At 42.9% G+C, this 26,979-nt stretch carries 25 protein-coding genes and 1 tRNA gene; 20 read left to right on the plus strand and 6 right to left on the minus strand.

Annotation, left to right across the window (positions count from 1 at the left end):
* Positions 1 to 384 precede the first annotated feature (384 nt).
* From ACYVI9_RS04860 to ACYVI9_RS04915, 12 genes are all read left to right on the plus strand, one after another.
* On the plus strand, positions 385 to 1,047 hold the full coding sequence (locus tag ACYVI9_RS04860) for a MarR family winged helix-turn-helix transcriptional regulator (RefSeq protein WP_091099023.1): 663 nt from the start codon (positions 385 to 387) through the stop codon (positions 1,045 to 1,047).
* Positions 1,044 to 2,525 (plus strand): phytoene desaturase family protein, encoded by a 1,482-nt coding sequence (locus ACYVI9_RS04865; protein ID WP_460761418.1) that lies wholly within the window; start codon positions 1,044 to 1,046, stop codon positions 2,523 to 2,525. Before ACYVI9_RS04860 ends, ACYVI9_RS04865 begins: the two co-directional genes overlap by 4 nt.
* Positions 2,522 to 3,358, plus strand: coding sequence for a phytoene/squalene synthase family protein (locus tag ACYVI9_RS04870; protein ID WP_460761421.1), 837 nt, complete (start codon positions 2,522 to 2,524; stop codon positions 3,356 to 3,358). The genes ACYVI9_RS04865 and ACYVI9_RS04870 overlap by 4 nt, the downstream gene beginning before the upstream one ends.
* On the plus strand, positions 3,355 to 3,813 hold the full coding sequence (locus ACYVI9_RS04875) for a hypothetical protein (protein ID WP_460761424.1): 459 nt from the start codon (positions 3,355 to 3,357) through the stop codon (positions 3,811 to 3,813). The genes ACYVI9_RS04870 and ACYVI9_RS04875 overlap by 4 nt, the downstream gene beginning before the upstream one ends.
* A 3-nt stretch (positions 3,814 to 3,816) precedes the next feature.
* Positions 3,817 to 4,140, plus strand: coding sequence for an SRPBCC family protein (locus tag ACYVI9_RS04880; RefSeq protein WP_460761426.1), 324 nt, complete (start codon positions 3,817 to 3,819; stop codon positions 4,138 to 4,140).
* Between the two features lie 144 nt (positions 4,141 to 4,284).
* Positions 4,285 to 4,743 carry a sterol desaturase family protein gene (locus tag ACYVI9_RS04885; protein ID WP_460761429.1) on the plus strand — a complete coding sequence of 153 codons (459 nt, stop codon included), beginning with the start codon at positions 4,285 to 4,287 and terminating at the stop codon, positions 4,741 to 4,743.
* A complete protein-coding gene (locus tag ACYVI9_RS04890) occupies positions 4,740 to 5,441 on the plus strand; it encodes a lycopene cyclase domain-containing protein (protein ID WP_460761431.1) in 702 nt (233 codons plus the stop codon). The genes ACYVI9_RS04885 and ACYVI9_RS04890 overlap by 4 nt, the downstream gene beginning before the upstream one ends.
* Positions 5,422 to 5,988: a lipocalin family protein gene (locus tag ACYVI9_RS04895; protein ID WP_460761434.1), complete on the plus strand. Its 567-nt coding sequence runs from the start codon at positions 5,422 to 5,424 to the stop codon at positions 5,986 to 5,988. Before ACYVI9_RS04890 ends, ACYVI9_RS04895 begins: the two co-directional genes overlap by 20 nt.
* The gene (locus ACYVI9_RS04900; protein WP_460761436.1) at positions 5,978 to 7,285 is read left to right on the plus strand and encodes a cryptochrome/photolyase family protein; all 1,308 of its coding nucleotides are present in this window, start codon (positions 5,978 to 5,980) and stop codon (positions 7,283 to 7,285) included. The genes ACYVI9_RS04895 and ACYVI9_RS04900 overlap by 11 nt, the downstream gene beginning before the upstream one ends.
* Positions 7,286 to 7,303: 18 nt before the next feature.
* Complete coding sequence (idi, locus tag ACYVI9_RS04905; RefSeq protein WP_165319619.1) at positions 7,304 to 7,822, plus strand: isopentenyl-diphosphate Delta-isomerase; 519 nt, start codon at positions 7,304 to 7,306, stop codon at positions 7,820 to 7,822.
* The gene (locus ACYVI9_RS04910) at positions 7,819 to 8,721 is read left to right on the plus strand and encodes a TIGR01777 family oxidoreductase (RefSeq protein ID WP_165319620.1); all 903 of its coding nucleotides are present in this window, start codon (positions 7,819 to 7,821) and stop codon (positions 8,719 to 8,721) included. The genes idi and ACYVI9_RS04910 overlap by 4 nt, the downstream gene beginning before the upstream one ends.
* 612 nt (positions 8,722 to 9,333) lie before the next feature.
* Positions 9,334 to 10,473, plus strand: coding sequence for an ATP-binding protein (locus tag ACYVI9_RS04915; protein ID WP_460761440.1), 1,140 nt, complete (start codon positions 9,334 to 9,336; stop codon positions 10,471 to 10,473).
* Between the two features lie 86 nt (positions 10,474 to 10,559).
* Here the strand turns inward: ACYVI9_RS04915 and ACYVI9_RS04920 are convergent, their stop codons facing one another.
* Positions 10,560 to 12,788 carry an alpha/beta hydrolase family protein gene (locus ACYVI9_RS04920; RefSeq protein ID WP_460761442.1) on the minus strand — a complete coding sequence of 743 codons (2,229 nt, stop codon included), beginning with the start codon at positions 12,786 to 12,788 and terminating at the stop codon, positions 10,560 to 10,562.
* A 496-nt stretch (positions 12,789 to 13,284) separates the two neighbouring features.
* Here ACYVI9_RS04920 and ACYVI9_RS04925 point away from each other — a divergent pair.
* A tRNA-Val gene (locus ACYVI9_RS04925) sits at positions 13,285 to 13,358 on the plus strand.
* Positions 13,359 to 13,571: 213 nt separating this feature from the next.
* Here ACYVI9_RS04925 and ACYVI9_RS04930 read toward each other — a convergent pair.
* Positions 13,572 to 14,333, minus strand: a complete 762-nt coding sequence (locus ACYVI9_RS04930) for a sulfite exporter TauE/SafE family protein (RefSeq protein WP_460761445.1) — start codon at positions 14,331 to 14,333, stop codon at positions 13,572 to 13,574.
* A gap of 172 nt (positions 14,334 to 14,505) precedes the next feature.
* On the opposite strand from ACYVI9_RS04930, the gene ACYVI9_RS04935 reads away from it, so the two are divergent.
* On the plus strand, positions 14,506 to 15,048 hold the full coding sequence (locus tag ACYVI9_RS04935) for a Crp/Fnr family transcriptional regulator (protein ID WP_460761447.1): 543 nt from the start codon (positions 14,506 to 14,508) through the stop codon (positions 15,046 to 15,048).
* Positions 15,049 to 15,192: 144 nt separating this feature from the next.
* On the plus strand, positions 15,193 to 15,789 hold the full coding sequence (locus ACYVI9_RS04940; protein ID WP_460761450.1) for an NAD(P)H-dependent oxidoreductase: 597 nt from the start codon (positions 15,193 to 15,195) through the stop codon (positions 15,787 to 15,789).
* A 226-nt stretch (positions 15,790 to 16,015) separates the two neighbouring features.
* Here the strand turns inward: ACYVI9_RS04940 and ACYVI9_RS04945 are convergent, their stop codons facing one another.
* Positions 16,016 to 17,590, minus strand: coding sequence for a hypothetical protein (locus ACYVI9_RS04945; RefSeq protein ID WP_460761453.1), 1,575 nt, complete (start codon positions 17,588 to 17,590; stop codon positions 16,016 to 16,018).
* 387 nt (positions 17,591 to 17,977) lie between these two features.
* Between ACYVI9_RS04945 and ACYVI9_RS04950 the strand changes: the two genes are divergently transcribed.
* Complete coding sequence (locus ACYVI9_RS04950; protein ID WP_460761455.1) at positions 17,978 to 18,763, plus strand: phosphosulfolactate synthase; 786 nt, start codon at positions 17,978 to 17,980, stop codon at positions 18,761 to 18,763.
* 358 nt (positions 18,764 to 19,121) lie between these two features.
* On the opposite strand, the gene ACYVI9_RS04955 is transcribed toward ACYVI9_RS04950, so the two are convergent.
* From ACYVI9_RS04955 to ACYVI9_RS04965, 3 genes are all read right to left on the minus strand, one after another.
* On the minus strand, positions 19,122 to 21,101 hold the full coding sequence (locus ACYVI9_RS04955; RefSeq protein ID WP_460761458.1) for an OmpA family protein: 1,980 nt from the start codon (positions 21,099 to 21,101) through the stop codon (positions 19,122 to 19,124).
* A 124-nt stretch (positions 21,102 to 21,225) separates the two neighbouring features.
* The gene (locus tag ACYVI9_RS04960) at positions 21,226 to 22,779 is read right to left on the minus strand and encodes a trypsin-like peptidase domain-containing protein (protein ID WP_460761460.1); all 1,554 of its coding nucleotides are present in this window, start codon (positions 22,777 to 22,779) and stop codon (positions 21,226 to 21,228) included.
* Positions 22,780 to 22,980: 201 nt separating this feature from the next.
* On the minus strand, positions 22,981 to 24,024 hold the full coding sequence (locus tag ACYVI9_RS04965) for an acyl-CoA reductase (RefSeq protein ID WP_460761463.1): 1,044 nt from the start codon (positions 24,022 to 24,024) through the stop codon (positions 22,981 to 22,983).
* A gap of 154 nt (positions 24,025 to 24,178) precedes the next feature.
* On the opposite strand from ACYVI9_RS04965, the gene ACYVI9_RS04970 reads away from it, so the two are divergent.
* The 4 genes from ACYVI9_RS04970 (at position 24,179) to ACYVI9_RS04985 (ending at position 26,956) form a co-directional block, all read left to right on the plus strand.
* Positions 24,179 to 24,526 carry a 4Fe-4S dicluster domain-containing protein gene (locus ACYVI9_RS04970; RefSeq protein ID WP_460761465.1) on the plus strand — a complete coding sequence of 116 codons (348 nt, stop codon included), beginning with the start codon at positions 24,179 to 24,181 and terminating at the stop codon, positions 24,524 to 24,526.
* Between the two features lie 132 nt (positions 24,527 to 24,658).
* Complete coding sequence (locus ACYVI9_RS04975) at positions 24,659 to 25,645, plus strand: D-alanine--D-alanine ligase (protein WP_460761468.1); 987 nt, start codon at positions 24,659 to 24,661, stop codon at positions 25,643 to 25,645.
* 111 nt (positions 25,646 to 25,756) lie between these two features.
* Positions 25,757 to 26,614: a PASTA domain-containing protein gene (locus tag ACYVI9_RS04980; RefSeq protein WP_460761470.1), complete on the plus strand. Its 858-nt coding sequence runs from the start codon at positions 25,757 to 25,759 to the stop codon at positions 26,612 to 26,614.
* 30 nt (positions 26,615 to 26,644) lie between these two features.
* Entirely contained in the window at positions 26,645 to 26,956 is a 312-nt protein-coding gene (locus ACYVI9_RS04985; protein WP_460761472.1) for a rhodanese-like domain-containing protein, read from the plus strand.
* The last annotated feature ends 23 nt before the right edge of the window (positions 26,957 to 26,979 follow it).

The raw sequence follows: 26,979 nt of genomic DNA on the forward strand, positions 1-26,979 counted from the left end.
GGCGCCATTTGAATCCAAAGGGTACCTTTTGGCTTTTTTTGGTATGAGTATCTTCACTTGTGGTTACCCAGTCGCTTTTGTCAACAACCAACCATTGTTTTATTTCTACCTGATTTGTTAAACAGTCCATATGGTTTTTGGGTAAGCTTTTATTTCTTTTCTTTCTATAAGATTCACCTCCAATATTTATTATTAGCTAATTTTCGGTAATAAATTGAATGATACATTATTGCCGTTTCATCCACTAATTACATCCTCATAATATATATACTACCGACCTTACCAAGAGTCTTGTATTGCTAAAAATAAACCCGCAAAGAATTTAGTATAAATTTATACATTTAATAAGTTGAATATAGTATATTTGTGAACTAATATAATTATATGAAATATGATATTTTAAAAAATGTTGTCAATCTGCTTGAGGAATTTGAAGAAGATATTCTTCAAGGAAGAACATACCCTAATGATATCGAAGGTTTTAAAAGATGGATAGTTGCCAATTATAAAGGTGAAGAAAAAAATAATGAACCTAATTGGGATGGAAAAGAAAAGGGACGTAGTGCAGAAAGTGTCATTAATACTTTAATTGTCCATATGAACAGATATGCCAAGAGTTATTCCAAGTCCGCCATATTCGGATCGGATTTTTCAACACAGGAAGATTTTATCTACCTCATTAATCTAAAAGCATTTGGCGAAATGACTAAAATGGATTTGATAAAAAAGAATGTACATGAAAAACCTGCCGGAATGCAAGTTATCAACCGGTTGATTGCACAAGGTTGGGTAAATCAAACCGATTCTGAGACCGACAAAAGAAGTAAAGTTTTAAAAATAAGCAATAAGGGAATTCAGGTTTTAGAAAAGCAAATGGACAAAATCAGAAAAGCAACTGAAATCGTTACAGGAGATTTAACCCATAACGAAAAAATGGAATTGATCCGGTTGCTCAATAAACTCAATGATTTTCATCAACAGATCTACGATAAAAATATTGAACCAGAATATTTATTGAATGAAGTTTTAAAAGATAAAAGGCGATGAAGAAAAAAATAGCCGTTATCGGTTCCGGTTTTTCGGGATTGTCTGCTACAGCTTATTTGGCAAAAGCGGGAAATGAGGTTCACGTATTTGAAAAACACGAGCAGCCAGGTGGAAGAGCAAGGCAATTTTCTACCCAACAAGGTTACGTATTTGATATGGGACCAAGTTGGTACTGGATGCCTGATATTATTGAAAGTTTTTTTGCTGATTTCGGCTACAAAATCTCTGATTTCTTTGAGTTGATTTCATTAAACCCACAGTTTGAAATGATTTTTTCACAAGAGAAAATCAGTGTACCTGAAAGTTTAGAGGAATTAAAAATCTTGTTCGAACAAATCGAAAAGGGTGCAGGATTACAATTAGAAAAATTTATGCGATCGGCTAAATTCAAATATGAAGTCGGTATGCAGGATTTCGTGAATAAGCCTTGCCATAATTGGTCAGAATTCATTTCTCCTAAAATAACTAAAAGTGCACTGAGATTGGATTTGCTGACGAACTTCAGAACCTATGTTGCTAAATACTTCAAAAGTGAAAAATTAAGAACATTGATGGAGTTTCCTGTGATTTTTCTGGGTGCTTCGCCAAAAAATATTCCTGCATTGTATAGTTTGATGAACTATGGGGGTTATGCCTTAGGAACGCATTATCCGAAGGGCGGCTTTTATCAATTGGTATTGGCGATGAAAAAAGTAGCCGAGAAGCAAGGTGCTGTTTTTCATTTTAACAAAACAGTTGAAAGCATTAATACACACAACAGTAAGGTAGCCTCTTTAACCATCAATGACGAGATCTATGAATTTGATACTGTAATTGCTTCTTCGGATTATCATCATACAGAAACACTTTTAAATAAAGAATATAGAAATTATTCCGAAGCATACTGGCAAAACAGAACATTTGCACCATCAAGTTTGATCTATTATTTAGGTATCAATCAAGCTATTCCCAACCTAAAGCATCATACACTTTTCTTTGAAAATGATTTAGACGAACATATTGATTGCATCTATGGCGAGAAAAAATGGCCCGAGAAACCATTATTTTATGCCTGTTGTTCGTCAAAAACAGATGATGCCGTTGCCCCTGAAGACAAAGAAAACCTATTTTTTTTGATGCCTTTGGCTATTGGGATAAAGGATGATGAGGTCATTCGCGAGAAATATTTAATAGAAATGCTTTCAAGAATTGAAAAACATACAGGCATAACCGATTTATGGTCAAAGATAGAATACAAAAGAAGCTATTGTGCCAGCGATTTTGTTTCAGATTACAATGCCTATGGTGGCAATGCTTACGGACTAGCAAATACGCTCGGTCAAACTGCGGTTCTAAAACCTAAAATAAGAAATAAAAAGCTGAAAAACTTATTCTACACGGGTCAATTGACCGTTCCCGGCCCGGGAGTTCCTCCTTCCATCATATCGGGCAAAATTGTAGCGAACGAAATAATCAAACTTAGACAAGAAGAACGATGAAACAGCTGTTTGACGAACTTTCTTACTCGGTAAGCAAGATAACAACCCAAAAATACAGTACGAGTTTTTCCTTGGGAATTTTAGCGCTGAAACCGTCTATCCGTTCCGCTATCTATGCGATATATGGATATGTGAGACTGGCAGATGAAATCGTGGACAGTTTTCACGGGTACGATAAAGTGAAGTTATTGAATCGATTAAAAATAGAAACGGACAATGCACTGCATGAAGGGATTTCACTCAACCCTATTCTGCAATCGTTCCAAGAAACTGTAAATCGGTTCAAAATCGACAAAGACCTGATCGAACAGTTTTTACACAGTATGGAGATGGATCTGCAACAAATAGATTACAATTCAGAACGATACGAAGAATATATTTTTGGTTCAGCCGAAGTAGTCGGGCTGATGTGTCTGCAAGTTTTTACGGATGGGAATATGGAAAAATATAGAGAATTGAAACCATATGCAATGAAACTGGGGTCAGCTTTTCAAAAAGTAAACTTTTTAAGGGATTTGAAAGATGATTATCAGATTTTGGGCAGGACTTATTTCCCGAATATTGATTTGTGCATATTTGATAATAGTGTGAAAAGTCAGATTGAAAAGGAAATAGAGGAAGAATTTAAGGAGGCTTTAATCGGGATTAAGAAGCTACCCAATTCCGCAATGTTTGGGGTGTATTTAGCTTACATGTACTATTTGTCTTTGTTCCAAAAAATAAAAAGAATATCCTCCAAAGAGATATTGAATAACAGGATTCGGGTTCCTAATTCTGAAAAGGCATTTGTGGCGTTCAAAAGTTATGTAAGATATAAAACTGCGTTTTTATGATCAAAATTCCTGGCTTACTAATATCGGCCATATTCTTTCTTATGAGTTTTAATGCAACAGGTTTGGATGTAGTAAGGGCTAACTACAACAAACTGGTATCAGACAAAGCGTTGTGCGAAAAGATGATGGCAGAATTGACGGAAACAAAGAATAACTCAGCTACTCATTTGGCTTATTTGGGTGGTTTACAAACTATCTGGGCAAATCACGTCTTTAGTCCGATAAGTAAACTCAATACGTTTAAAGAAGGGAAGAAAAACATCGAGCAGGCAATCAAAAAAGAACCTGAAAATGTGGAATTAAGGTTTATCCGACTTTCGGTTCAAAAAAATGCTCCGTCTTTTTTAGGATATAAATCAAACATAAATGAGGATGCCAAATTTATTAAGGAAAATCGACACCAAATCAGGTCGGAGATTTTGCAGAAAAATATAGGAACGCTTTTAAAGGACTAGACTATGAAACATCGGTTATACAGGGAGCAACAATTGAATTGCGATATCGAAGCAGCGTGGGATTTTTTCTCTTCTCCTAAGAACCTTTCGAAGATCACACCCAAAGATATGGGTTTTACGGTGCTGTCGGATTATAACAGCGAACAGATTGCTGAAGGAATGGTGATCGATTATATCGTTTCGCCGTTGCTGAAAGTTCCGTTGAAGTGGAGAACGAGAATTACTCATGTGGAATCAAATAAAAGCTTTACTGATTTTCAGGAGAAAGGACCTTATAAATACTGGAGCCATTTTCACGAATTTATCCCAATAAAGACGGAGTGCTGATGAAAGATACGGTAGATTATGAATTGCCTTTCGGCTTTTTGGGGAAGATGGCACATCTACTTTTTGTGAAAAAGAAATTGGCGTACATCTTTGATTTCCGATACCACGTTTTAGAGAAACTTTTTAACCCAATAAAAAACTGATATGGCTTTTTTAATCGTATTGCTCACGTTTACATTGATGGAAGGGGCAACCTGGATTATCCATAAATATGTTATGCACGGTTTTCTTTGGGTTTTGCACAAAGACCATCATGACCACAGCAATGAGGGCGTTCTTGAAAAGAACGACTATTTCTTTGTCATATTTGCTATACCCACGATTGCTTTGATGTATTTCGGTTCGCTTGAAAATTTCAACTATCTGTTTTATATCGGATTGGGCATTATGCTTTACGGAATGGCTTATTTTTTTGTGCACGATATTTTTATCCACCAACGGATCAAATTTCTGTCCCAGACCCAAAGTGCCTATTTTTTGGCACTGCGCAGGGCACACAAACAACATCACAAACATATCGGAAAAGAAGACGGCGAATGTTTCGGGTTTTTATATGTGCCTTTCAAATATTTCAAAATGTATTTTAATTCCGCGAAAAAATGATGGGATATACTTACTCCTTGGTATTATTTTTTTCGGTCATTATTTGTTTCATCGCGTCTTTTGACAGGCGGATTCTTTTTAACCGCCATTTTGGTGCGTTTATAAAGTCTGCAATCCTTGTGGCAATTCCCTTCATTGCTTGGGATGTATGGTTTACGGCAAAAGGTGTTTGGTGGTTCAACACAGATTATACGCTCGGAATAGCATTGGCTGGGTTACCAATTGAAGAATGGCTTTTTTTTATCTGTATTCCGTTTTCATGTGTATTTACCTATTTCTGTTTCGATAAGTTTTTCAGTTGGGAATGGCTATCCGGCTTAAATAACCTGATCGTTTTTGTCAGCGTCATTATCTGTTCCGTGATGGCTCTGTTGCACTTTGATAAGATCTATACACTGATCACGGCCACAGCTACCATTACAACCCTGATCTATCTGCATTTTGTTGCCAAGGCGGATTGGATAGGCAAAGCATCGTCGGTGTTTACGATATTGATGTTAGGTTTCTTTCCTGTAAATGGCGTGCTGACGGGGACTGGTATCGAAACACCTATCGTAAATTACAACCCGGGAGATTTTCTGGGTATACGGATACTAACGATACCAATTGAGGATGCCGTTTATGGATATACGCAGTTCCTTTTGGTTCTTTATTTTTTTAAACGGTTTAAACATATAGATGATGAAAGCAAAAAATAAAATTTTAACAGTGGCCTTTTCCATAGCGTTAATTGCTCTTTTACATTCCTGCGCCTCGATCCCCAAAAGGGCAAAAGCAGTGAAAAACTTTGACGTCGATGAGTATTTAGGCACTTGGTACGAAATTGCCCGTTTTGATTCTCGTTTTGAAAGAGACTTGGACAATGTTTCCGCTCAATACAGTCTGAATGAAAATGGCAATGTCATCGTCTTGAACAGTGGCTATAATCATAATAAGCAAGAATGGAAAAAAGCGGACGGTTTAGCAAGGTTCAGAGGAGATAAAAATGTTGCAAAATTGAAAGTAAGTTTTTTCGGTCCTTTTTATTCTGGTTACAATGTGGTCGCATTGGACGAAAATTACCAGTATGCGCTGGTTGCGGGAAAAAACCTAAAGTATTTATGGATTTTATCGAGAACAAAGAACGTTCCCCAAGAGGTTAAAGCAAACTATTTGGGAATTGCAGAAGGGATTGGTTATGATACCTCTAAACTGATCTGGGTAAAGCACGACAGGAACGATAATCCATTTTTGAATGAAAAGTAGGGTCTCCGTTTTTTGGTTTCGCAGAGATCTGCGTTTGGAAGACAATGTGGGTTTGTATCAGGCACTTGCTTCCGAATTACCCGTGTTGCCGGTTTTTATTTTTGATGAGACCATCCTAAATAAATTAGAAGATAAAAAAGACCGAAGGGTTGACTATATCCATCAGGTACTCTCGGCAATAAATAGCGGATTGAAGACATTCAACGCAAGATTGAATACATTTTATGGAAATCCTTTGGATGTTTTTAAAATGCTTTCCGAAAAATATGCTGTTCAAGGCGTTTTCTGCAATCGGGATTATGAACCGCAAGCCATTAAACGGGATACGGAGATTTACCAGTTTTTCAACGAACAGAACATTCCTTTTAAGGCATTCAAAGACCAGGTCATTTTTGATAAAAACGATGTATTGAAAAATGACGGCACACCCTATACGGTTTATACCCCGTATTCAAAAAAATGGAAAGAGCTATTGACAGAAAAAGATTACAAGTCGTATAATCCTGATTGCACTAATTTTTTCAGACAGCGGTTTGCCGAAATTCATTCGTTGAATGAATTCGGTTTTGAAAAAACAGATATCACTTTTGATCCGCCGAAATTAGATGCAAAAATCATTGACGAATACGACAAATTCAGGGATTATCCTGCAATGCAACGGACAACAGAATTGAGCATCGCTCTTCGATTTGGCACCATTAGTATTCGTAAATGTGTAGCTTTTGCATGGAACCACAATCAAACGTGGCTGAATGAATTGATCTGGCGAGAGTTTTTTATGCAGATCTTATATCATTTCCCTAAAGTGGTTAATCAATCTTTTAAATCGAAATACGATAACATCAAATGGCGAAACAATGAATGGGAATTTGAAAAGTGGTGCGAGGGAAAAACAGGTTATCCGATTGTCGATGCAGGAATGCGACAATTGAACCAAACAGGATCTATGCACAATCGGGTACGGATGATTGCAGCGAGTTTTTTGTGCAAACATTTACTGATAGATTGGCGTTGGGGTGAAGCCTACTTTGCACAAAAGCTGAACGATTACGATTTATCGGTCAACAATGGAAACTGGCAATGGGCATCGGGTTCGGGTTGTGATGCTGCACCGTATTTCAGGGTGTTTAACCCAACTGTTCAAACCGATAAGTTTGATAAGAAGTTGGAATATATCAAAAAATGGATTCCCGGATTTGGAACAGATGCTTACCCCCAACAAATAGTAGAACACAGTTTCGCAAGAGACAGAGCGTTGAAAGTATATGGAGAAGCCGTCAAGGAAAACAATCAATAACGCTTTAATTAAAGTAAAATGGAGAGAAACAATGTAGTGTTGGTCGATGAAAACGATAATGCCATTGCTGAAATGGAAAAATTGATGGCCCACGAGCAAGGGCGTCTTCACCGGGCATTTTCGGTATTTATATTTAATGATAAGGGAGAGCTTCTTTTGCAGCAGCGGGCAAGCCACAAGTACCACGGAGCAGGGTTATGGACGAACACCTGTTGTTCGCATCCGCAATGGGGAGAAACTGTTGCTTTAAGTGCAGAGGAGCGGTTAATCTATGAAATGGGACTGAAATGTGATTTAAGATTGGTCTATTCATTTATATACAATGAGCGGGTTGAAAACAATTTGACAGAGCATGAGCTGGATTATGTTTTTGTTGGTTATTCTGACCAATGTCCTGTTTTAAACAAAGATGAAGTACAGGACTATAAGTGGATGAATGCGGATGAAATTCTATCTGATATAAAAAATAATCCATCACATTATACGGTCTGGTTCAGACAGGCCTTTCCGGAGCTGCTTTCAAAAATCAATTCATGAAAAAGATATTAATCGCCGGAGGTACAGGTTTTGTCGGAAAAGCATTGATAAAGCACCTAGTAAATTGTGGTTATATGGTCAATGTGTTAACACGGAGGAACAAAATCAGCAGCATGGAGAACATTCGGTATTTTGAATGGGATATAAAGAAAGGATTTATTGACGAAAAAGCATTTGAGGGCGTTTCGAAAATCATCAATCTAACAGGCGCAAACATTACCGAAAAGCGTTGGACGGAAAAAAGGAAAGTTGAAATAATCGAAAGCCGGACCAAGGCAATAGATTTACTTTTTACCTATGTTAAAACAAGGAATTTTAGCATAGATATCTTCATTTCATCTTCTGCCGTAGGTTATTATGGTGCGATTACTACGGATGAAATATTTACAGAGAAATCCAATAACGGCAGCGATTTTTTGGCTTCGGTTTGCCGGAAATGGGAAAAAACAGCACTGCAATTTGACAGTTTGGGTGTTGCTACCGTGATTTTAAGAAAAGGCGTTGTCCTTGGGAGAGATGGTGGTATGTATCAAAAATTAGCACCTTTGGCGAAGTTGGGCATCAATACATCTTTAGGAAATGGCAGGCAATACTTACCCTGGATTGACATCCGGGATTTAGTCCGGTTGTATGAATTCATCTTGAAGACAGATGAACTCAGCGGGGTTTTTAATGCTGTTTCTTCCGAGCACATTATGATGAATGATTTTTCTAAAGCCCTGCTAAGGTCATTCGGAAAAACGAGTTTTTTGCCCAATGTACCAGCATTTCTGGTAAGGTTATTTTTGGGGGAAATGTCCGTGATGTTGTTAAAGGGTTCTAGGGTCAGCAATTACAAAATAAAACAAACCGGCTTTAAATTTGAGTATAGCTCGATTGAGAAGACATTTTTTATGTAGTAATAAAGCTGGTTGAAGACTTTAGTATAGCTTTCTTTATTGACATTTTTTACAATTTCCGTTTTTCCGTGTTTAAGATAATTTTCGGTTTAGCGGAGCTAACTTTATTTTTATCTAGATCATACTTATAAGAGGTGTCTTTCAATTGGTTCAATCGCCTTAAATCTTCCAATAAAGAGTTCGAGTTTTGTACCAGTGGGTTCACAAATGAAGCTCAATCGTAAGATTGGGTTTTTTTGTGTCCTTTAGGACCAAACCTTGGGATGCAGAATTTCATGGCGGACATTGGAGGAAGCGACGCACATCAATAGCATTGCGTTACAAGCATATGAATGATCCTATATAATACCTCAATTTTGTTAGACCGACAGATGACGAACCTGTATTGATTGTATTAATCCTCCAATAGGCCAGACTGATTTTTTCAAAAATGGGTTTAAAACAGAATCATCGTTGTACGGCCACGCCATCAACCACGCAATCATTCTGTGTTTACTTGCATATTCATTAAGGTTACTCCTTGTGTATCAATTATTTAGTAAAAAACAAGTAATTTGGTCAGTTAATTGACTGAATTTTAAGTAATTTAGTCAATTAAATGACGATTATTATATGAATCTAATAAAAAGAAAGCTTGAAGGGCTGGTTACGAGACAATTAGGTAAAAATAAGGTTATTCTGATAATGGGAACACGTCGGGTAGGGAAGACAGTGCTGGTCGACACAATTAAGCAGCAATACGAAGGTCAGGTACTAGTGCTTAATGCTGAAGATTTCGATGTTCAGGCAATCCTAAAAAATCGTTCTGTAGCGAACTACAGGCGGATTATAGGAAAGGCAACCTTACTAATCATAGATGAAGCACAGGTACTTCCGGATATAGGGCAGATTCTAAAGTTGATGATAGATCATATTCCTGAGCTTACCATCATTGCCACTGGATCATCTTCATTCGATTTGGCAAACAAAACTGGCGATCCATTAACCGGAAGATCGCTTCAGTTTTATCTTTATCCTTTATCGTATGCCGAAATCTCAACACATGAAAATGCCCTCGAGACAATGCAGAATCTTGAAGAAAGGCTGGTATTTGGAAGCTACCCTGAATTGATACACATGACAGCTTACCAGGAAAAATCAACCTATTTACTCCAACTTGTTCAATCCTACTTATTAAAAGATATTCTTGCATATGATGGCATCAGGCAATCCGATAAGATTGTTAAGCTGCTTCGGCTTATTGCTTTTCAATGCGGAGCTGAAGTCTCCTACAACGAGCTCGCGCGCCAGTTAGGTATCAGCAAGAACACAGTCGAAAAGTATCTCGATCTTTTATCTAAGGTATTTATTTTGTACCGGATCGGATCTTATAGTACTAATTTACGGAAGGAAGTTTCAAAATCTTCTAAATGGTATTTTTATGATAATGGGATCAGAAATGCGATTATCAATGATTTTAGGTTACTGACACTTAGAAACGATACAGGATTGTTGTGGGAAAATTACCTAATTTCTGAAAGGTTAAAGAAAAATGCATATGAAAGAGAAAACGCACAGTACTATTTTTGGAGGAATTACAATCAACAGGAAGTTGACTTAATCGAGGCGAAAAACGGCTATCTCGCTGCTTTTGAGTTCAAATACGCTCCCGATAGGAAAGTGAAAGAACCGGCTGCCTTTGCGGACGCATATCCTGATATAGATTTTCAAGTCATTTCAAAAGATAACTATCTTGAATGGATTGCTCACTAATTTAACCTGTAAATAAAATCCAGGATTATTTTAAAAACCTGTATGGTTTTTTCAGGACGGGACACAGTCCTGAATTACCAAAATGTTCATGCTGTTAAGAATATATCATCCAGGACAATAGAACCAGATTTTGTTCTGTCAAACAGGAATTTAATTTGCTTTAATTCATTTATATGAAATGCGGGATTGGCCTTTGCTAAGCCGGTTAAATCAAAATAGAAATAATCAGGTATGGCCTCTGAATTGGGTGAATTATTAAAGATTCGAAACTTGCTTATGTTTTTGGAGATTCGCGGTTGCAAATAACTGCACCGGCTGAGTGGAAAGGAAATTCTTTGACCTTGGCCGTCTTCTAACTGAATTGTAAAATCAATGAGTTGTTCCCTGTCTTTGGAATTCTCTCGGCCGTTAGCCAGTGAAAAACTCAATATATGCCTAGGTGCTGGATTTGTCGATGAATTAGCAATCCTGATGGAATACCAGCTTTTCGCTTTCCCTGTGCTATCCCAGGCAAGATAGACTGCTTTGCTAAGCCCTTGCCCCCATATAAGCTCATTTTCCTGTTCTTTCCATTCCTGCAGTCCTGAGCTGGTTATATGCCCACCCGATAGGGTTGTAGTCTGCACATCCACGTCTTCTTCGAAATCTGCTAGCACTGTTTTCTCACTCGGTTCATACTGATTCATGTAAATCATTTGGGGAAGCCAGTTTCTGCCATACCTTTCATCCATAAACAGCGGCTTGTATTTTTCATTCTTGTTTAATGTGATTTCTAAAAAGGCACTGATATATACTCTGGAAATAATTCGCTGTTTGGGTCCGCTCATCAATTGGTGTAAATTAAACCTGTTGATTCCGGGGCTTATTTCGTCCTTGCGTCCCCAGGAACTGTTGAATTGGCCATGATTGGCCTTATTGATATACAAACCTGCTTTGAAACCTTTAAAATCTTTTGAAAACTCGACCCTTTTATACATAGCCAGTCCTACATAACTCTGGATATCCAGATCGAGTGCGCCCTGTATAACAAAATAATTCACATCCCGAAGTCTTATCAGTTCCCCGCTAGGTTTGTATTGACCATCTACCGGGGCGATGGCGATTACTGATTGAATGTTGAAATTAAAATCGAACAGCTCATTTGCATCATCGGGATACCGGCTGAGCTTATTAAATACCGCGGCAAGTTCGACAGCCTCACCACCTCTGGAATGCCCGATAATTGCTATCTTGTCCATGTCAACCCTATGGTAAAATAAGTGAGACGAATCCTTGTTCCAGTTGCGGAAAAGTTGCAGATGTTTCAATAAAATCCATGCCCTGGCGGCATTCTCATTGCTCAGCTGCTGACCGAAAATTTCTAAATCTGTAAATGACGAGTTTAAAAAATTTTCATCGATTGCGGCGACTAAATAACCCCTGCTGGCTAATAGCTCTCCCAGATAAGTATAGCCGGCATCAGAGGCATGTTGAGCCAGGTGATTGCCGTGTACAATCATCACCAAAGGGAGCGGTCCCATTTTGTTTTCCGGATACCATACCTGGGCGTTCAGCGGCAATGCCGTCTGATCAAAGCCAAAATACTGGCTTCTTAGTTTTCCAGAAATTCCGGTCCAGGAGGTAAGTATGCGAGAAGCATCGACTGGCTTCGTGCGAATTTTCACGCCAGCTCCAAACTCCGGACGATGTTTATCCGTGCCACTGCCGTAATACATATGGGCGGATTTGTATGTCCCCTTAGTGGCCGGATTTGGCAGGTCAAGCGGAGGGGGGAGGTTCCCGGTCATTTTGTAATTGGTAACCTCAGCGTTCCTTGCCCCGGAATTGAAAAAGAGTACGGCGGAAATAATCAAAGCTGTTGAAGCGGCTAGGGCCAAAGAAATCCATAATAAAATTTGCCGCTTCTTCGCGTGGGAATGAGCTGCTTTCCTCCACCTGTGGCATCCGTACAAAATCAAAATGGGAAATAAGATCAACCCAACCATTAATATACCACCATAGGCTTTTGGTATGCGGAGATAATAGAAAATCCATAGGAGGGCGAACAAAATGGCTACTTTTAAAACAGCCGGAAGAAAGCTGAATAATTGTAAGCTCCAAACAATGAGGAAAGAAAGGATTAGCCCGCTTAAAACATAAAATAACAAGGAAATGATAAGGTATAAGGGCGGAACATACTGATAATAATTAGCAACGTGCAGTCCGGCTAAAAACATCACAGAGAATGCCAGCGTCCAATTGTTTATCCAGGAAGGAAATCTTTGTTTTTGAATTACTTCGAAGCAATGGTTAAAAAAACCTTTGGTTTTGCTCATTATGCTCATATTGCTACGTAATCATTTATGATTTAAAGGGTGTTTTACTTAGCAATTAGTTGTAAATTAAACTGTTATAATGAGTGAGTGCCCTCGGAATCCACTTGAACCAGCCCATCGATCACATCTTTTATTCAGTTTTTTGCGTCTGTTTTGGTCAAAAGTCAATACGATCCTCTGGTTCCTATCAGCAGCAGCCATTTTAAAGACTCTTTCAGCTGTCAAATTTTTAAAGTAATAAGGCATATTACTACCTTTGGATTTGGCATCTGCTTTCCAAATATACTTAAGTATTAATGAACTAAAAAAGCAGTTTGGAGAAATACTATTGGCCAATTTGAGCGATGGGTGGCCAGACGGTTTCGGGGAAACATGGCAGGGCTTATTCTCGCTGGCCTTTTAGCAACAGAATGACCGGATTAGAGGCTAACGCATAAATTCCGGGACCGAATAATTTCTACTATTTTTAGTCGATTTGTGCTACATTTGCGCTCGCGAATCTTTAGCTCAGTTGGTTAGAGCGCTACCTTGACATGGTAGAGGTCACTGGTTCGAATCCAGTAAGGTTCACAGACAAAAGCAACTCCAAAAGGGTTGTTTTTGTAGTTTTGGACAGGTCAACGAGAATTTAGACAGGATGCTATATGGCTCCTGCCAGGCCCATTCCGCCGAAAATTAACGAATCAAGACCATCAGGTCCGAACCCGGTTCATATATTCCGGCCTTTTACAGGAAGAAGGATATTTGATTATTGAAACCATGTATCCTATGGGCCACCAGTTATTATAGTAAAGCCGGTAAATGTTTGATCAGTACATTAACCCCCGCCAAGAAGACCAATAGGGCAGTCATCCTTTTTATCACCAGCGGATTAAATTTAATCGCGGTTCTGGAACCCAACTGCCCGCCTGCCAGAACTGCCAGACAAAGCAGCAAAATCCTTTGAAGATTCAAATTCTCCGGTGGTTGACTCAATTGGCCTGCAATGCCCGAAAGGGAATTGACCAGGATAAAAACACTAGCGGTTGCCGCAATTTTTTTTGCGGTATCCCATTTCATAAGATTGAGCAATGGAGAAAGAAAGATGCCACCGCCAATGCCTACCAATCCGGATAAAAAGCCGATAGCACCACCAAGGGCGCCGTTTTTAATGAAAGAATTTTTGGTATAGGTTTCGTTTTGAGTCGGCATTTTACTGTCGGTTCGAATCCAAAGCAGGATCGCGGCAACCACCAGGCTGCAACCCAGGATGACAAAAAACAAAGCCTGACTGATGCGGACAATAGCGCCGAGATAGGCCAGGGGGATGCTCAATAATACAAAAGGAACGATCTTTTTCAGGTCGACCTGTCTGTTTTTAAAATAGATATAAACCCCTCCCGTAACGACGATAATATTGCAAAGCAAAGCGATTAACCGCAGTTCCTTGAAAGGTAGGCCATATAATGCCAGAAGCGCCAGGTAACTGGAACCTCCTCCAAATCCCACAGACGCATATACAAATGCAATACCCAAAAAGAAAAACAGCAGCTCCCAATGTTCCATAACTTACCTGAATTGAGCCGGTAAGATAAATAAACTTCAAGTTCGTTAGGATGGCTGGCCGGATTTTTTCTGAAATCGGAGGCCCGCAAGACAAAAGACGCTGTTAAACCCATTATACCGGATATTTGTAGAACCTTATACGCAGCGGCCCCAATTTGAAAAAATGTAAACGATGATCGGATCAGAAACAGATATTGCGGAAGAATGGAAAAAATACCGGCATTTATTCCAGCCGGAAACCGTCGCACCCCGAACACTGTTATTACAGGAAGGGGCTGTTTCCCGTACTGCTTTTTTTGTCGAAAAAGGTTGTTTGCGGGCCTGGTTCAATCATGATGGACGGGACGTCACTTTTCAGTTTTTTTTCGAAGGACAGGGCGTATCTTCTATTGAAAGTTTTATGACCGGCCAGCCGGGAATGTACCATATTGAAACCATCGAGACCTGCAATATCCTGCGTGTCAGTAAATCGGATTTTATGGGAATACTGGAAGCGTCCCCGATACTTAAAACAATGGTGGAGCAACAGATCCTGGAACGATTGTTTTTTTATCAGAAACTGTTTCTTTCCCGTATCAAGGATAAGCCGGAGCAGCGCTATAAGGAACTGATTGCGCAGCACCCGGAGATTCTTCAACGGGTTCCACAGCATTATATCGCGTCCTATCTGGGGATTACGGCAGTTTCGCTGAGCAGAATAAGAAACCGTCGATAGCATTATCTTTCCGTCCCGTTATATTTATCCTCTTCTCATGGATGCTCCACAGGATAGTACTGCTGCTTTTCAAATTAATTAACAAAAGTTATCGTCCATGGATAATTCGGTTCTCAATTTTGTTTTACAACAAAACGTCAGAAAATGAGAACGGTAATTGTGTTTAATCATCCCTATGAAGACAGCTTTTGCCATGCCATCCTGCAGGCAGTTAGCAGCGGGCTGACCAGAACCGATCAACCCATGGACCTGATACACCTGGATCGGGACGGCTTCAATCCGGTAATGACCAGTCGCGATCTGAAAGCATTTAAGGCGCAGAAGCCTGTGGACCCCCAGGTGATAGCTTATAAAGAACGCCTGAACAAAGCGGAGCACCTGGTTCTGATCTTTCCGGTCTGGTGGGAATTGATGCCGGCACTTACCAAAGGCTTTATTGATAGAGTCATTTTCCCGGGAGTGGCTTATGAACACAGCCCCGATGGCCGTCGCATGATCCCGCTGTTTAAAGGAATGAAGCGGATTACCCTGATTACGACGATGAACAGTCCCCGACTGATGTACCGTTTTTTATTTGGTAATGCGGTGAAAAAGGCAGTACTGACCGGCACTTTCTGGAAAATGGGTTACCGCAACCTGAAATGGATGAATCTGTCGATGGTCAAATTTGTCACTGACAAGAAGCGGCAAAAATGGCTGCGTCGACTGGAACACAAATTTTCAACCTACCGTTCTGCATAAAGGCCAATTCGGGGTGCCTTCACTGTCCTGGATTAATGAAATATAACCAGCTGCATTTTTAATTTTCGGTGACAATAGTAGTCCCCTCTGGCAGGGGCGGGCTGTCGCGTACCATTTCCAGAACCGGGATCGTTCAGAAAGGCGGGATAAGGCATCTGATCCAAAAAATTAGGTTGAACTTAAATTAAAGCGGCTTCATTCATTCGGAGCTGCTGGCTGCGTATTTTCAATCAATATTTCCATGGTACAGGTACAGGGCACCGTAAGTCCAGTTCGGTCCCTGTAGTCCCGGATAATTGAACCGATCCATCATCAGCGCCAGATAACGAAAAGGATAGCCGGTCGGTAATTCAATAATATTGGGCCAGACCCGGGTACCCGAACGACTGTCCCAGGGAGGAAGGTCCATCTGTAGCTGCCCGACTTCTTTGAGATCGGGATAGCTGTATATGAAAATTTTTCGTTCGTCGCTGCCCGAAAAACAATAGGGCACCCCTGCAATACGTTGAATGGAAGTACCGGTAGCATTATGTTGTCCGGGGCCTGCAATACGACGGTATCCCTTATTCCAGACGGAAGATTCCATCAGCACTGCCTTATAGCCATCGATATTTTCGCAGGCCAGAAGGCGCCATTTGCGGGCCTGGCTATCGTACAGAATATGCGGGTCCTCGATATCTCCTGTAATACCGAAAGGTCTTGCCCTCATGACAGAAAATCCAAATCGGGGATCCGTTTTACTTTCTATAGCCAGTAGCTCCTTCGGCATTTTCGGGCTGGCAAAACTGCTGAAGCCCGTAGTGATCCCCCGCCAGATACTGTCCCGGCGGTCGAAGAAAATATGCGAGGCAATTTCATTGCGCAACAGACCATCGCCGCGGTCAAATACAACGATGCCTTCAAAGCGGAGATCAAATATTGTCGGATGCATGCTGAATATACCCTGCAGGTGATGGGGGAGGGCCCGGCCCCTTATGGACATCGTATACCATACGCGGCCCTGATCCAATAGCGGTGTGCCGTCTTCATAGGTAAGTGCTCTGATATCCGCCAGGCCTATTCCACTACTCAATGCAATGGATGCGTTGTTCAATTTTACGGTGCCTGGACCCGACACAAATAACAGTTTTGTTTTAAAACGGGACAGGTAACTTTTCTGTCGCAGGTCGATCAGTTGGGAAAAATCAGATTGTGCCACGGGATAAGGCAGGCTTTCATTTTGGAGATAGACTGTTAGTCCGCTGCCCAGTAACTGAATAAAAATTTTTCCTTTCAGCGTTTTGTTTGCCGGCCGTGAGGTTAGAATAGAACTTGCCTGATCCGGCTGGCCAGGCCGGGTGACCTGTTGCAGGACATCAAGCAGCTGCCCCTGTTGGTAACGTAATACTATCGAAAACTGGGTGCTGGCAGCGTCATCCGTAAACAGGATACCCATGGCACCGTCACCGGTTGGCTCTTCTACATCTAGTATATAGGTGGCAAAAGGATTGAAGCCACCCAGCCAGATATCCGTCGCTGAACTATCCCTGGTATGCAGGACCAGTTGTCCTGTCTGAACCGACAGTTCAGCTTTCCTTTCTAAACGATGCGTTGCCGGATGCATGGCATCAATCCCGATAATGGACGCGGGTTGGATATTCGCCAGCGGAATAAGATGCTGTTCATCGAAGATGAAGCGACGGACTGCCTGTCTGGTAAAATGTATCTGATCCGGTCGGACCTGTCCGGAGGTCCATAGCGATAGGGTCCCCGCTATGAACAGCAACAGATACCGGGAGCGTTGCTTGTATTTGTATTTCATCTGCACATTATTACGGATGCTGCCCAAGTTAAACTTTTTATTATTGTTATGATCATCAGATTCCGTTCAACGCAATTTCAGGGGCTGCTGTAGCGGGCTGATTCTTCAGGTTATCTATATTTTAAGAGTGAAGACCATCGCCGAATCTGCTTATTCTCATAGATCGCCAGGATGGAACCATGCCCTGTATTCAGATTACCGGGAGATTTACAATTTGAAAAAATAGGATAATGATGTAATATTGCATCCGATGTCGATACCAAAAAACCGAGTGGTACAGCCAGGAATCGGGCAAAATACGATGAATCTTATTGCGAACTCATCCGGAAATTATCGCCATCTTGTCTTCCAGTCCCTGGATTTCAAATTTAAACACAGAGAGAGCTAATGCGGAACTTTGAACTGCCCGGATTACCGGAACGAAGTGAAAAGCCACGGGAAAGTGGCATTACCATGGTGATGGATAAAGGACTTAGTTTGCGACAGGCAGAGGACCTCGTGAATGTGGCATGTAGTTACACCGATGTAGTAAAATTGGGATTTGGCACTTCGCTGGTAGCCAATGGCCTTAGCGAGAAACTGGATATCTATCATCAGGCGGGTATCAAAACTTATTTTGGCGGAACACTATTTGAAGCGTTTATAGTAAGGGGGCTTTTTGACGATTACCGCCGGTTGGTCAACAAGTTTAAAATGGAGTTCGTGGAAGTGTCTGATGGTAGTCTGCAAATGCCCCATGACGAGAAATGTCAGTATATTCAGGAACTTTCAAAGGAATTCACGGTGCTTTCTGAAGTAGGTTCCAAGGAAGCCGGTATCATGATACGGCCGAACCTGTGGATTTCGATGATGAACAAGGAGCTTGAATGTGGCGCCTGGAAGGTCATTGCCGAAGCCAGGGAAAGTGGTACGGTTGGGATTTACCGTCCGAACGGCAATGCGCACTCGGCGCTGGTGGGTAAAATATTAAAAAGTGTGCCCCAGGAGAAGATACTTTGGGAAGCTCCGAATAAGTCCCAGCAGGCCTGGTTTATCGGATTGCTGGGCGCCAATGTCAATCTGGGCAATATCGCCCCGGATGATGTCATTCCTCTGGAAACATTACGAATTGGATTGCGGGGCGATACTTTCAAACAATTTATGCCCTTCTCTGAAAAATACCAGAATAGCTGAGGCTGAGATCAGAAAATACTACGCGGTTCCTGCAAATACTTATTGTTCCGGGCTCCCCTGTGAACTACCCACCCTCATCAAAGCTGATGGGCTGGGCTTCGGACTTCGCAGATAGTTGCGTATTGCTACCGTTGTGGGGCAGTTTGTACACCATCTTTGAAAAGGGAACTAGAATTGCGGGTCTTGATGTACTTACGCCTTCAAGATGTACTTACGCCTTCAAAAAGCCTGGGCATTCCAAAAAAGCCGCCCGGTAGGATGTCCTTAACCTGTCGAAGGATTTCCAGCAGCTGTAAAATTAAATGTCTTTTGTAAAAGCGCCTGTTCCTTAGTTGCCACCCATTGGATTCGTTCTGGATTATTCCAGTACTTTCATTTCTGTACGGCGGTTCTTTTGGTGCTGCGTTTCTGAACAATTTACGCCATTACTGCATTCGTTCAACAGTTTGGTTTCACCGTAACCTTTTGCTTCCAGTCGATCTGCTGTAATGCCCCGGCTTACCAGGTATTGAACTGCTGCATCGGCTCTTCGTTGGGAGAGCGTCATGTTATAGGCATCACTACCCCGGCTATCCGTATAGGAAGACAGTTCGATGCGGATACCGGGATTGTCTTTGAGGTTTTGTACCAGGTTATCCAGAACCCTTGCCGCATCCGGTCGGATATCCCATTTGTCATAATCATAATAGATATCTTTTACTATGATGGAATTGCCTTGTTTTAGTTCCACTACTTCCAGTTCCAGGTTGACATAGATGACCTCGCTGCGGTTCAGTCCGCGGGTGCTGACTTTTTCCTTATTGGAGAAATATCCCTTATGCTGGGCAAAAACATTATAGTCGGTATTATGTTCCAGTTGATAGTTGAAATGACCGACGGAATCGGAGCTTTGCTGCCGGGCCACACCCAGGTCTTCATTGGTCAGCGAGGTCTGAATGAAGGGGAGCGGACTTTGGGCGTTTTTAGTTACGGTCCTGCCTGCCAGACTAAAACGAAGGTCATTGTGGATCAATTCCTTGTGTATGGTTTTGTTTTTACCGGTAAATTCATCGATGGTAATGGATGCCGCTGTAGTTGCCACGCCGTTCTTGGTGCCTGTTATGGTATAGATGCCCCGGTCAATATCCCGGATCAGCGGAATACTTCCGCTTTCATCGGTCAGGGCTTCGGTATAATTTCGATCACCCTGACGCATGATTTTCACCGTGACGCCATCCAGGGGTTTCCCTGTAGGTTTGTCCATGACCACTACCATCAGATTTTTATAGGCGGCAGGTGGTTCGGGGTCTTTAGCCACCGAACGGGCTTTTTGGTTGCCAAACCAAAATTTGATGCCCAGGGCTGCACCCAGAAATCCCAGATTGGATTTTCCTGACTGTTGGGAGGAGAAGGAAAAAGCATCAACAGCCACTGAACTTTCTCCCGGCGGCGTGGTGTAATAAGACAGGCGTCCGCTGGCATTCTGGGCGGTTTGCATCTGTGGGGACGGCAGATAGAAATAATCCACACCGGCGCTCAGTGAAACTTTCGGACTGATAAAATATTCCAGATTTGCACCGGCCCGGGCCAGAAACTGAATGGACGATTTCTCTGTAAAACCCTGGCCGCTGCTCCGGTCTGCATCCGTCAGCGTACTGCCCAGGGCTTCCGTATAGCCGTATTGCTGATAATTAATCACCGGTGCTGTAACCGTGGCTGTTGTTTTTACGGGTTCGGGCTCTTTCGGATCCGTTGAAAGCGGTGCAGCGGGATAGGTGAAACTATTGGTGGCAGCACCGCTGCTGCTCAGCAGGTAATAGCCAAATTTTCGGCTTATGATGCCACCTTGAATAAAAACAGATCCCTGCAGTTTGTTCTTCCCAATCCAGAAACGGGGTCCGGTCAAAGCATAGATGCCGGAGAGGTTCTTGGACAGCACTATCGGATCAGCATTGCCGGCAATGATAAAATAGTCACCGTTAGTAGCGCCTGATTTCAAGGCGGTTTCAAAATAAGCAGCCGCAGCAGGGCTGCCGTTCAGGGTCTGGGTGACCGAGAGGCTGTTGTTGGCGGTTCTGGCCGGCTTTCGTTGAATGTTCAGATGCCCCAGGGCAAGGTCCCAGCCAAAAGACTGCTGGCGCCAACCGCCTGTTGCTTCGGCAAAAAAACCACTGCCCAGATAATAATAGGGATCTTTTGATAAGGATTGATTTTTCAACAAATAGCCACCTCTGAGGCCGCCCCAGAATTTGCTGAGATAAGGTTGCCCATGTGGTTCGGTTATTAGATCCTGGCCCAGGGCCGGTTGTAGCCCGAGGCATACCATCAGCGTTAGCATGGTGATAGCGTATTTATTCATATCAGTTATTTTTCTTATGGCACAGAAAGCAAATTAACGGTATTTCCGTTGATCAGCAAACACCTGTAAATGTAAAAAAGCCGGCTTCGAAAGAAACCGGCTTCGATATATACAGACCTATTGATTAAAAGGTTTCGCCATCGGTACCGTTGAGATTAATCTCATAGGAATACCGACCACTGTATCCCGGGTAAATTCCTTCCAGGACCAAAGTGCTGCTGTTGACAGTGCCCAGTGCTTTAGCGAGTTCATCAACATTCTTGATGGCCATACCATTTACCGAGGTGATGATAAAGCCTTTTTCCATCCGGGTACGTTTCAATGGCCCGTTGTCACGGATATTGGTTACTTCCACACCGCCGTTGATCCGGTACTGCTCTGCCCTTTTGCTGTCCAGGTTCTTCAGATCCACTCCCAGCTGGTCGCCAATGGCTTCAGCGGAACTAATCGTTACCATTTTGGATTGTGCAGATAAGGTGACATCGGTGGTGCTTTCCTTACCACTGCGGACATAGGTTAGTTCCACTTTATCGCCGGGTTTCGCACTGGCGATAGCGCCGCTGATTTCCAGACCTGAAATGATAGATCTGCCGTTGACCTTGGTGATGATATCACCTTTCTTGATGCCCGATTTGGCGGCACCACCGGAGGGGTCAACGCCCAATACATATACACCGTCCTGGATGCCTGCCCTTCTGAGATATTGTTCATTCTGTGAAGGCAATGAGGAATAGGTAACGCCGAGATAACCTCTTTTTACGTCCCCGTATTTGACGATATCATTGACAATTTTTTTAACAATATTCACCGGAATGGCGAAAGAGTAACCGGCATAAGTGCCGCCTGGTGCCAGAATGGCTGAGTTAATGCCGATCAGCTCACCATTGGTATTGATCAAGGCACCACCGCTGTTTCCGGAGTTAACCGCCGCATCAGTTTGTATAAAGGATTCAACGGGAGATTCACTTTGCTGGGCATTAATACCGATACTACGACCTTTGGCACTGATAATACCTGCGGTTACGGTAGCTTCCAGATTAAAAGGATAGCCTACGGCCAGTACCCACTGACCCAGTTGCACATTATCAGAATTGCCATAAATCATATAAGGCAGCTTTTCTGCTTCGATTTTCAGCACCGCCAGATCGGTACTGGGATCCCGGCCTACTACCTTGGCGGTATAAGTCTTACGACCCTCGTTCAGGGTGACTTTAATTTCAGGTGCCACATCCTTGCCGTTACGATCGGTAACAACGTGGTTATTGGTCACGATATAACCGTCCTGGCTGATAATTACGCCACTACCCGAAGCCCGCTGTTCCGGTATAATCTGGGGACCATAGCCGCCGCCAAAAAAATCACCGAAAAAATCTTCAAACGGATCATAACCACGGCTGCGGCTGTTCGGCAGGTCATTGGTCACTTTTTTCGCAGGGATTTTGGTCTTGATATGGACGACTGCAGGAATCGCTGTCTGAGACGCTTTAGTAAAATCGGTAGGCTCGGCGCCATTGCCTTTGTTTTCTAAATAACTGGCATAATTGACCGGCATTTTACCGTCCACCGGTGCACCAAAACTGGCAGACGGACTACGGAAAAACTTACCGTATATATATACGCCTGCAAAAGCAGATAGCAAACTGATTACAACGACCAGTATCAACTGTTTCACTTTCATATTCTTGTCTTTTATTTTATTGCGTTATCCTATTTCTATGTCAAATATTGTACCCGAGGACTACAAAGTAACAAATTGTCTGCCTGTTTTGTATGACCGGGAATTTAGTTTAACAAAGTTTTACTAAGACTTTCGTACTTCTCCTAATGGATTAGATGGCAATTATTTGTATTCGATGCGCTTCCCCTGTTTAAATATATGTTAATCAGCAGTAACGGCCTTTTGACTTTGTCCGGATTCACTATCCAGGAGCTCCAGCCATCGCATGGTATCCACACCATCCGCATAATCGTTGAGTTCCGGCTGCTGGGCCTTCCCGAAGGGCAGCAGATCCCGGCCTGCCATACACTGGATATCGCTCCGGTTCTTCAACTCAGCTATCAATGCCGGCCTGTCTGTATAATAAGTATAATGCAATTGACTGACTGGTGAGAAAATCGCCGGCTCTTCCACCAGGATCAGCGAAGGATTACTCATATACTGCTTATGGTTCAGGATATGCAATGCCAGGTTGTAATCGTAGTTGTTTTTGTATTTATGGTGATCTGCCAGGTAATTGTACTTATTGAAGGCGGTTAACAGGGGAATAAAATCATAGGCTTCCGGCACATAGATCTTGGTAATATTGCGGCAGCCCAATCCGAAATACTGGTAGACATCATCGGCCAGTGCCGCGAGTTCTTTTTCGGATTCCTGGCCGTCCAATACAGCCACCGAGGTCCGGTTCTTCCGGATAATATGGGGATGGTTTCTGAAATAATATTCAAAATGACCGGCACTGCTGTTGCTGCCGGTCGCGATATAAGCATCACAGTTTTTCAACAGTTCTGCGAATTGAAGCTGTTGGGAGAGTTCAGGTGCCCAGGCTGTCAGTTTGGCAACCAGATGGGGAAGCAGTACCTCGTCTTTGGAAGAGGTTTTAATCCAGGTCTGGTGTCCGCTGAGCAGCACACAGAGAAAATCATGGAAACCCACCAGTGGGATATTTCCGGCCATGACGATGCCGACCTGCTTTGCGGCAGTTTCCGGCCTGCCAATACGGGGGTATTGCTGCAGCCATTGTTCCAGTTTTTCAGGTACCAGGAAATGATCCAGTATACCGCTTACGGCCAGGTCGATAAATTCCGGTAAGAACCAGGGGTTTTTGATGCTGGCGTTTTCTTTGACGGTCTGCCATTCCGGCCCGTTGGTCCTGAGGTAGTCCCCCAACTGCAGCAGCAGTGCCTGTCTTGTCTTTAGGTCCATATCCATAATTTCTGAGTGCAAAAATTAAAGCAAAGGGGCAATCTGCCAAACATTTCTTTGGAAGAGCCTGCATCGCAGAATGCTTATATCGCCTTCAATCAGTACTTTTGCAATATTGAATCTACTAGTAAAATAAATTTTTAATCAATAGGCTATGGCGATAAAAATTACTGATGAATGTATTAACTGCGGGGCTTGTGAACCGGAATGTCCCAATAATGCCATTTATGAAGGTGGGGTAGAATGGACCATATCAGACGGCACTTCCGCCAACGGAGAATTTAAACTATTTGACGGCCAGGTGGTCGATGCCCATCATAAGAACGAACCGCTCTCAGTGGATACCTATTATATTGTACCCGATAAATGCACGGAATGCCAGGGCTTCCATGAGGAACCGCAATGCGCTTCGGTTTGTCCGGTAGACTGCTGTGTACCCGATGAAATGTACCAGGAAACCGTGGACGAATTAATGGCAAAGAAGGAGAAACTGCACCTCTAAGCACTGACCGCCGAAAATGATCCGGAATGACAATTTAATAGAAATCAGACATTGATTGTTAATATATTAAATTGATTTTACTTCAATTAAAGTTTAACTAAAATCCGGATTCTTACCGGAACCGAAGCGCAGATGAAAAAGCAAATTGCAATTGTAACCGGAGGTTATTCGGGCGAAGCCGTTATCTCATACAAAAGTGCCCGTACGATTTTCAATCATATCGACCGCGAGAAATTCCAGCCCTACCTGATCGATATCAGCAGGGATGGCTGGTTCTATGAAGACGAACAGGGCCGGCGTAGTCCGGTGGACCGTAATGATTTTTCCATCCTCCTGAACGGACAGCGACAGCATTTTGATGCGGCACTGATCGCCATGCATGGAACCCCGGGTGAAGACGGCAAACTGCAGGGTTATTTTGATATGCTGGGACTGCCCTATACCGGCTGCAGTGCCGCCTGTTCTGCCATTACTTTCAATAAAAGCTATGCGACCGGTGTGGCGGCAAAAGGCGGGGTTTCCGTAGCCCGGTCCCTGCTGCTTTTCGATCACAGTCCTTTACCCGCCGGCAAAATACTGGAGCAATTACGGCTGCCCTTATTTGTAAAGCCCAATAACGGCGGCTCAAGTATAGGTATGAGTAAGGTAATGCAAGCTGATGAACTTCAGGGTGCTATAGAAAAAGCATTTCGGGAGGATAGTCAGGTATTGGTGGAGGAAATGATCGAGGGCCGGGAATTTACCATCGGCGTCTACCGCTCCAAAGGACAAATCATTACGCTGCCCTTTACCGAAGTAAAAGCCCATGATTCAAAAGAATTTTTTGATTTTGAAGCAAAATACGAAGGAAAATCTACCGAAGTAACACCGGCTGAAGTGGCGGAACCAATCGCAGAAAAAGTGAGGGAAGCAGCCAAGAAAGTCTACGAGTTATTTAATTGCAAGGGGGTTATACGCATTGATTTTATATATGAAGAAACCAGTGCATCTCCATTTATGCTTGAGGTAAATACCATTCCTGGTCAAAGCGATGCCAGCATCATTCCCCAACAGGTGGCTGCTGCCGGCGGCAACCTGAAGGATTTTTACAGCCTGCTGGTAGCGGCCTGCTTTGAGTAGCCCGGTATCCTGAACTGCCGGCGATTCTTATATTTTTCATAAGGCCCCGCAGAAATAAAGCGGCTAAAGAAAAATTTATGTAGGTTTACCGCATCTAATATTTAATCTAGGATGTTCAAATTTATTACGCAGCGCCCGCTTTGGGTAAATATATTGGTGGGTATCTTACTGGCCGTAGGCATATTTGCGGCGATTGTCAGCAGTCTGGGCTGGTTTACCAACCATAATGATGCGAAAACGGTGCCCGCCGTTACCGGAAAATCCCTGCCGGAAGCGCAGAAAATCCTGAGTGATGCGGGTTTTTATGTGGAGTTACAGGACAGTCTATATTATGATACGCTCGCGCCCCTGCAGGTCATCCGGCAGGTGCCCGATGAGCTGGAAGTGGTCAAGTCCAGTCGGACAGTGTACCTGACCTATAACCGGGCAGTCCCCCCACTGGTGGAAATGCCCAATATCGTCGGCTATAGTTTCCGCAATGCCTTACTGGTACTGGAGAACGCCGGTCTTAAATTGGGGGATACCAGTTACCGACCGGATTTTGCCAGAAATTCGGTGCTGGAACAGCTCTATAACGGTGGCAATATTCAACCAGGCGCCAAAATCAGGATGGGAAGTAAAGTTGATTTGATTATAGGCTCTGAACTCAGCAATACCGCCTATGCCATTCCGGATTTGGTCGGTATGACAACGGCGGAAGCCCGATTGCTACTGGAGAGCAAGGGCATCATTCTGGCTTCCATTATTCCGGATGGCGATGTACGGGATACGGCTACCGCCTATATCTACCGGCAAAGCCCGCAGCGTTTTGATGACGAGGGTCATCTGATCAGCATCAGGGCCGGCCAGGTCATGGATATCTGGGTCAGCAGTCAACCCCCCGTGCAGGACAGTACCGTTCGGGTGCCAGTGAACCGGCCGCCCAACCCCGATAGCAGCCTCGGTGCAGATGAGCCTGTTATTGAATAATGCCTTAATTTTAGTTTTAAAAAAAGTAATATGGAAACGATAACTGTTCAGGAACTTAAAGCCAGACTAGACAGCGGCGAAAAAATTAACCTGATTGATTGCCGGGAACCGGCAGAATATGAAGAGTACAATATTGGCGGCACCCTGATCCCGCTGGGCAATATCCAGCAGATGGACCTGGGTGCACTGGAAGGTAAGGAAGCGGAAGAAGTGATCATTCACTGTCGCAGTGGCAAGCGCAGCGCCGCTGCCTGTCAGTTCCTGGATACTATGGGCTTCAAGAATACCATCAACCTGGAAGGCGGCGTACTGGCCTGGCAGGAAGCTTTTGATGCGGAATAGGGTTCAGGAAACAAAGATGTTGA

The sequence above is a fragment of the Niabella terrae genome, assembly GCF_054783135.1.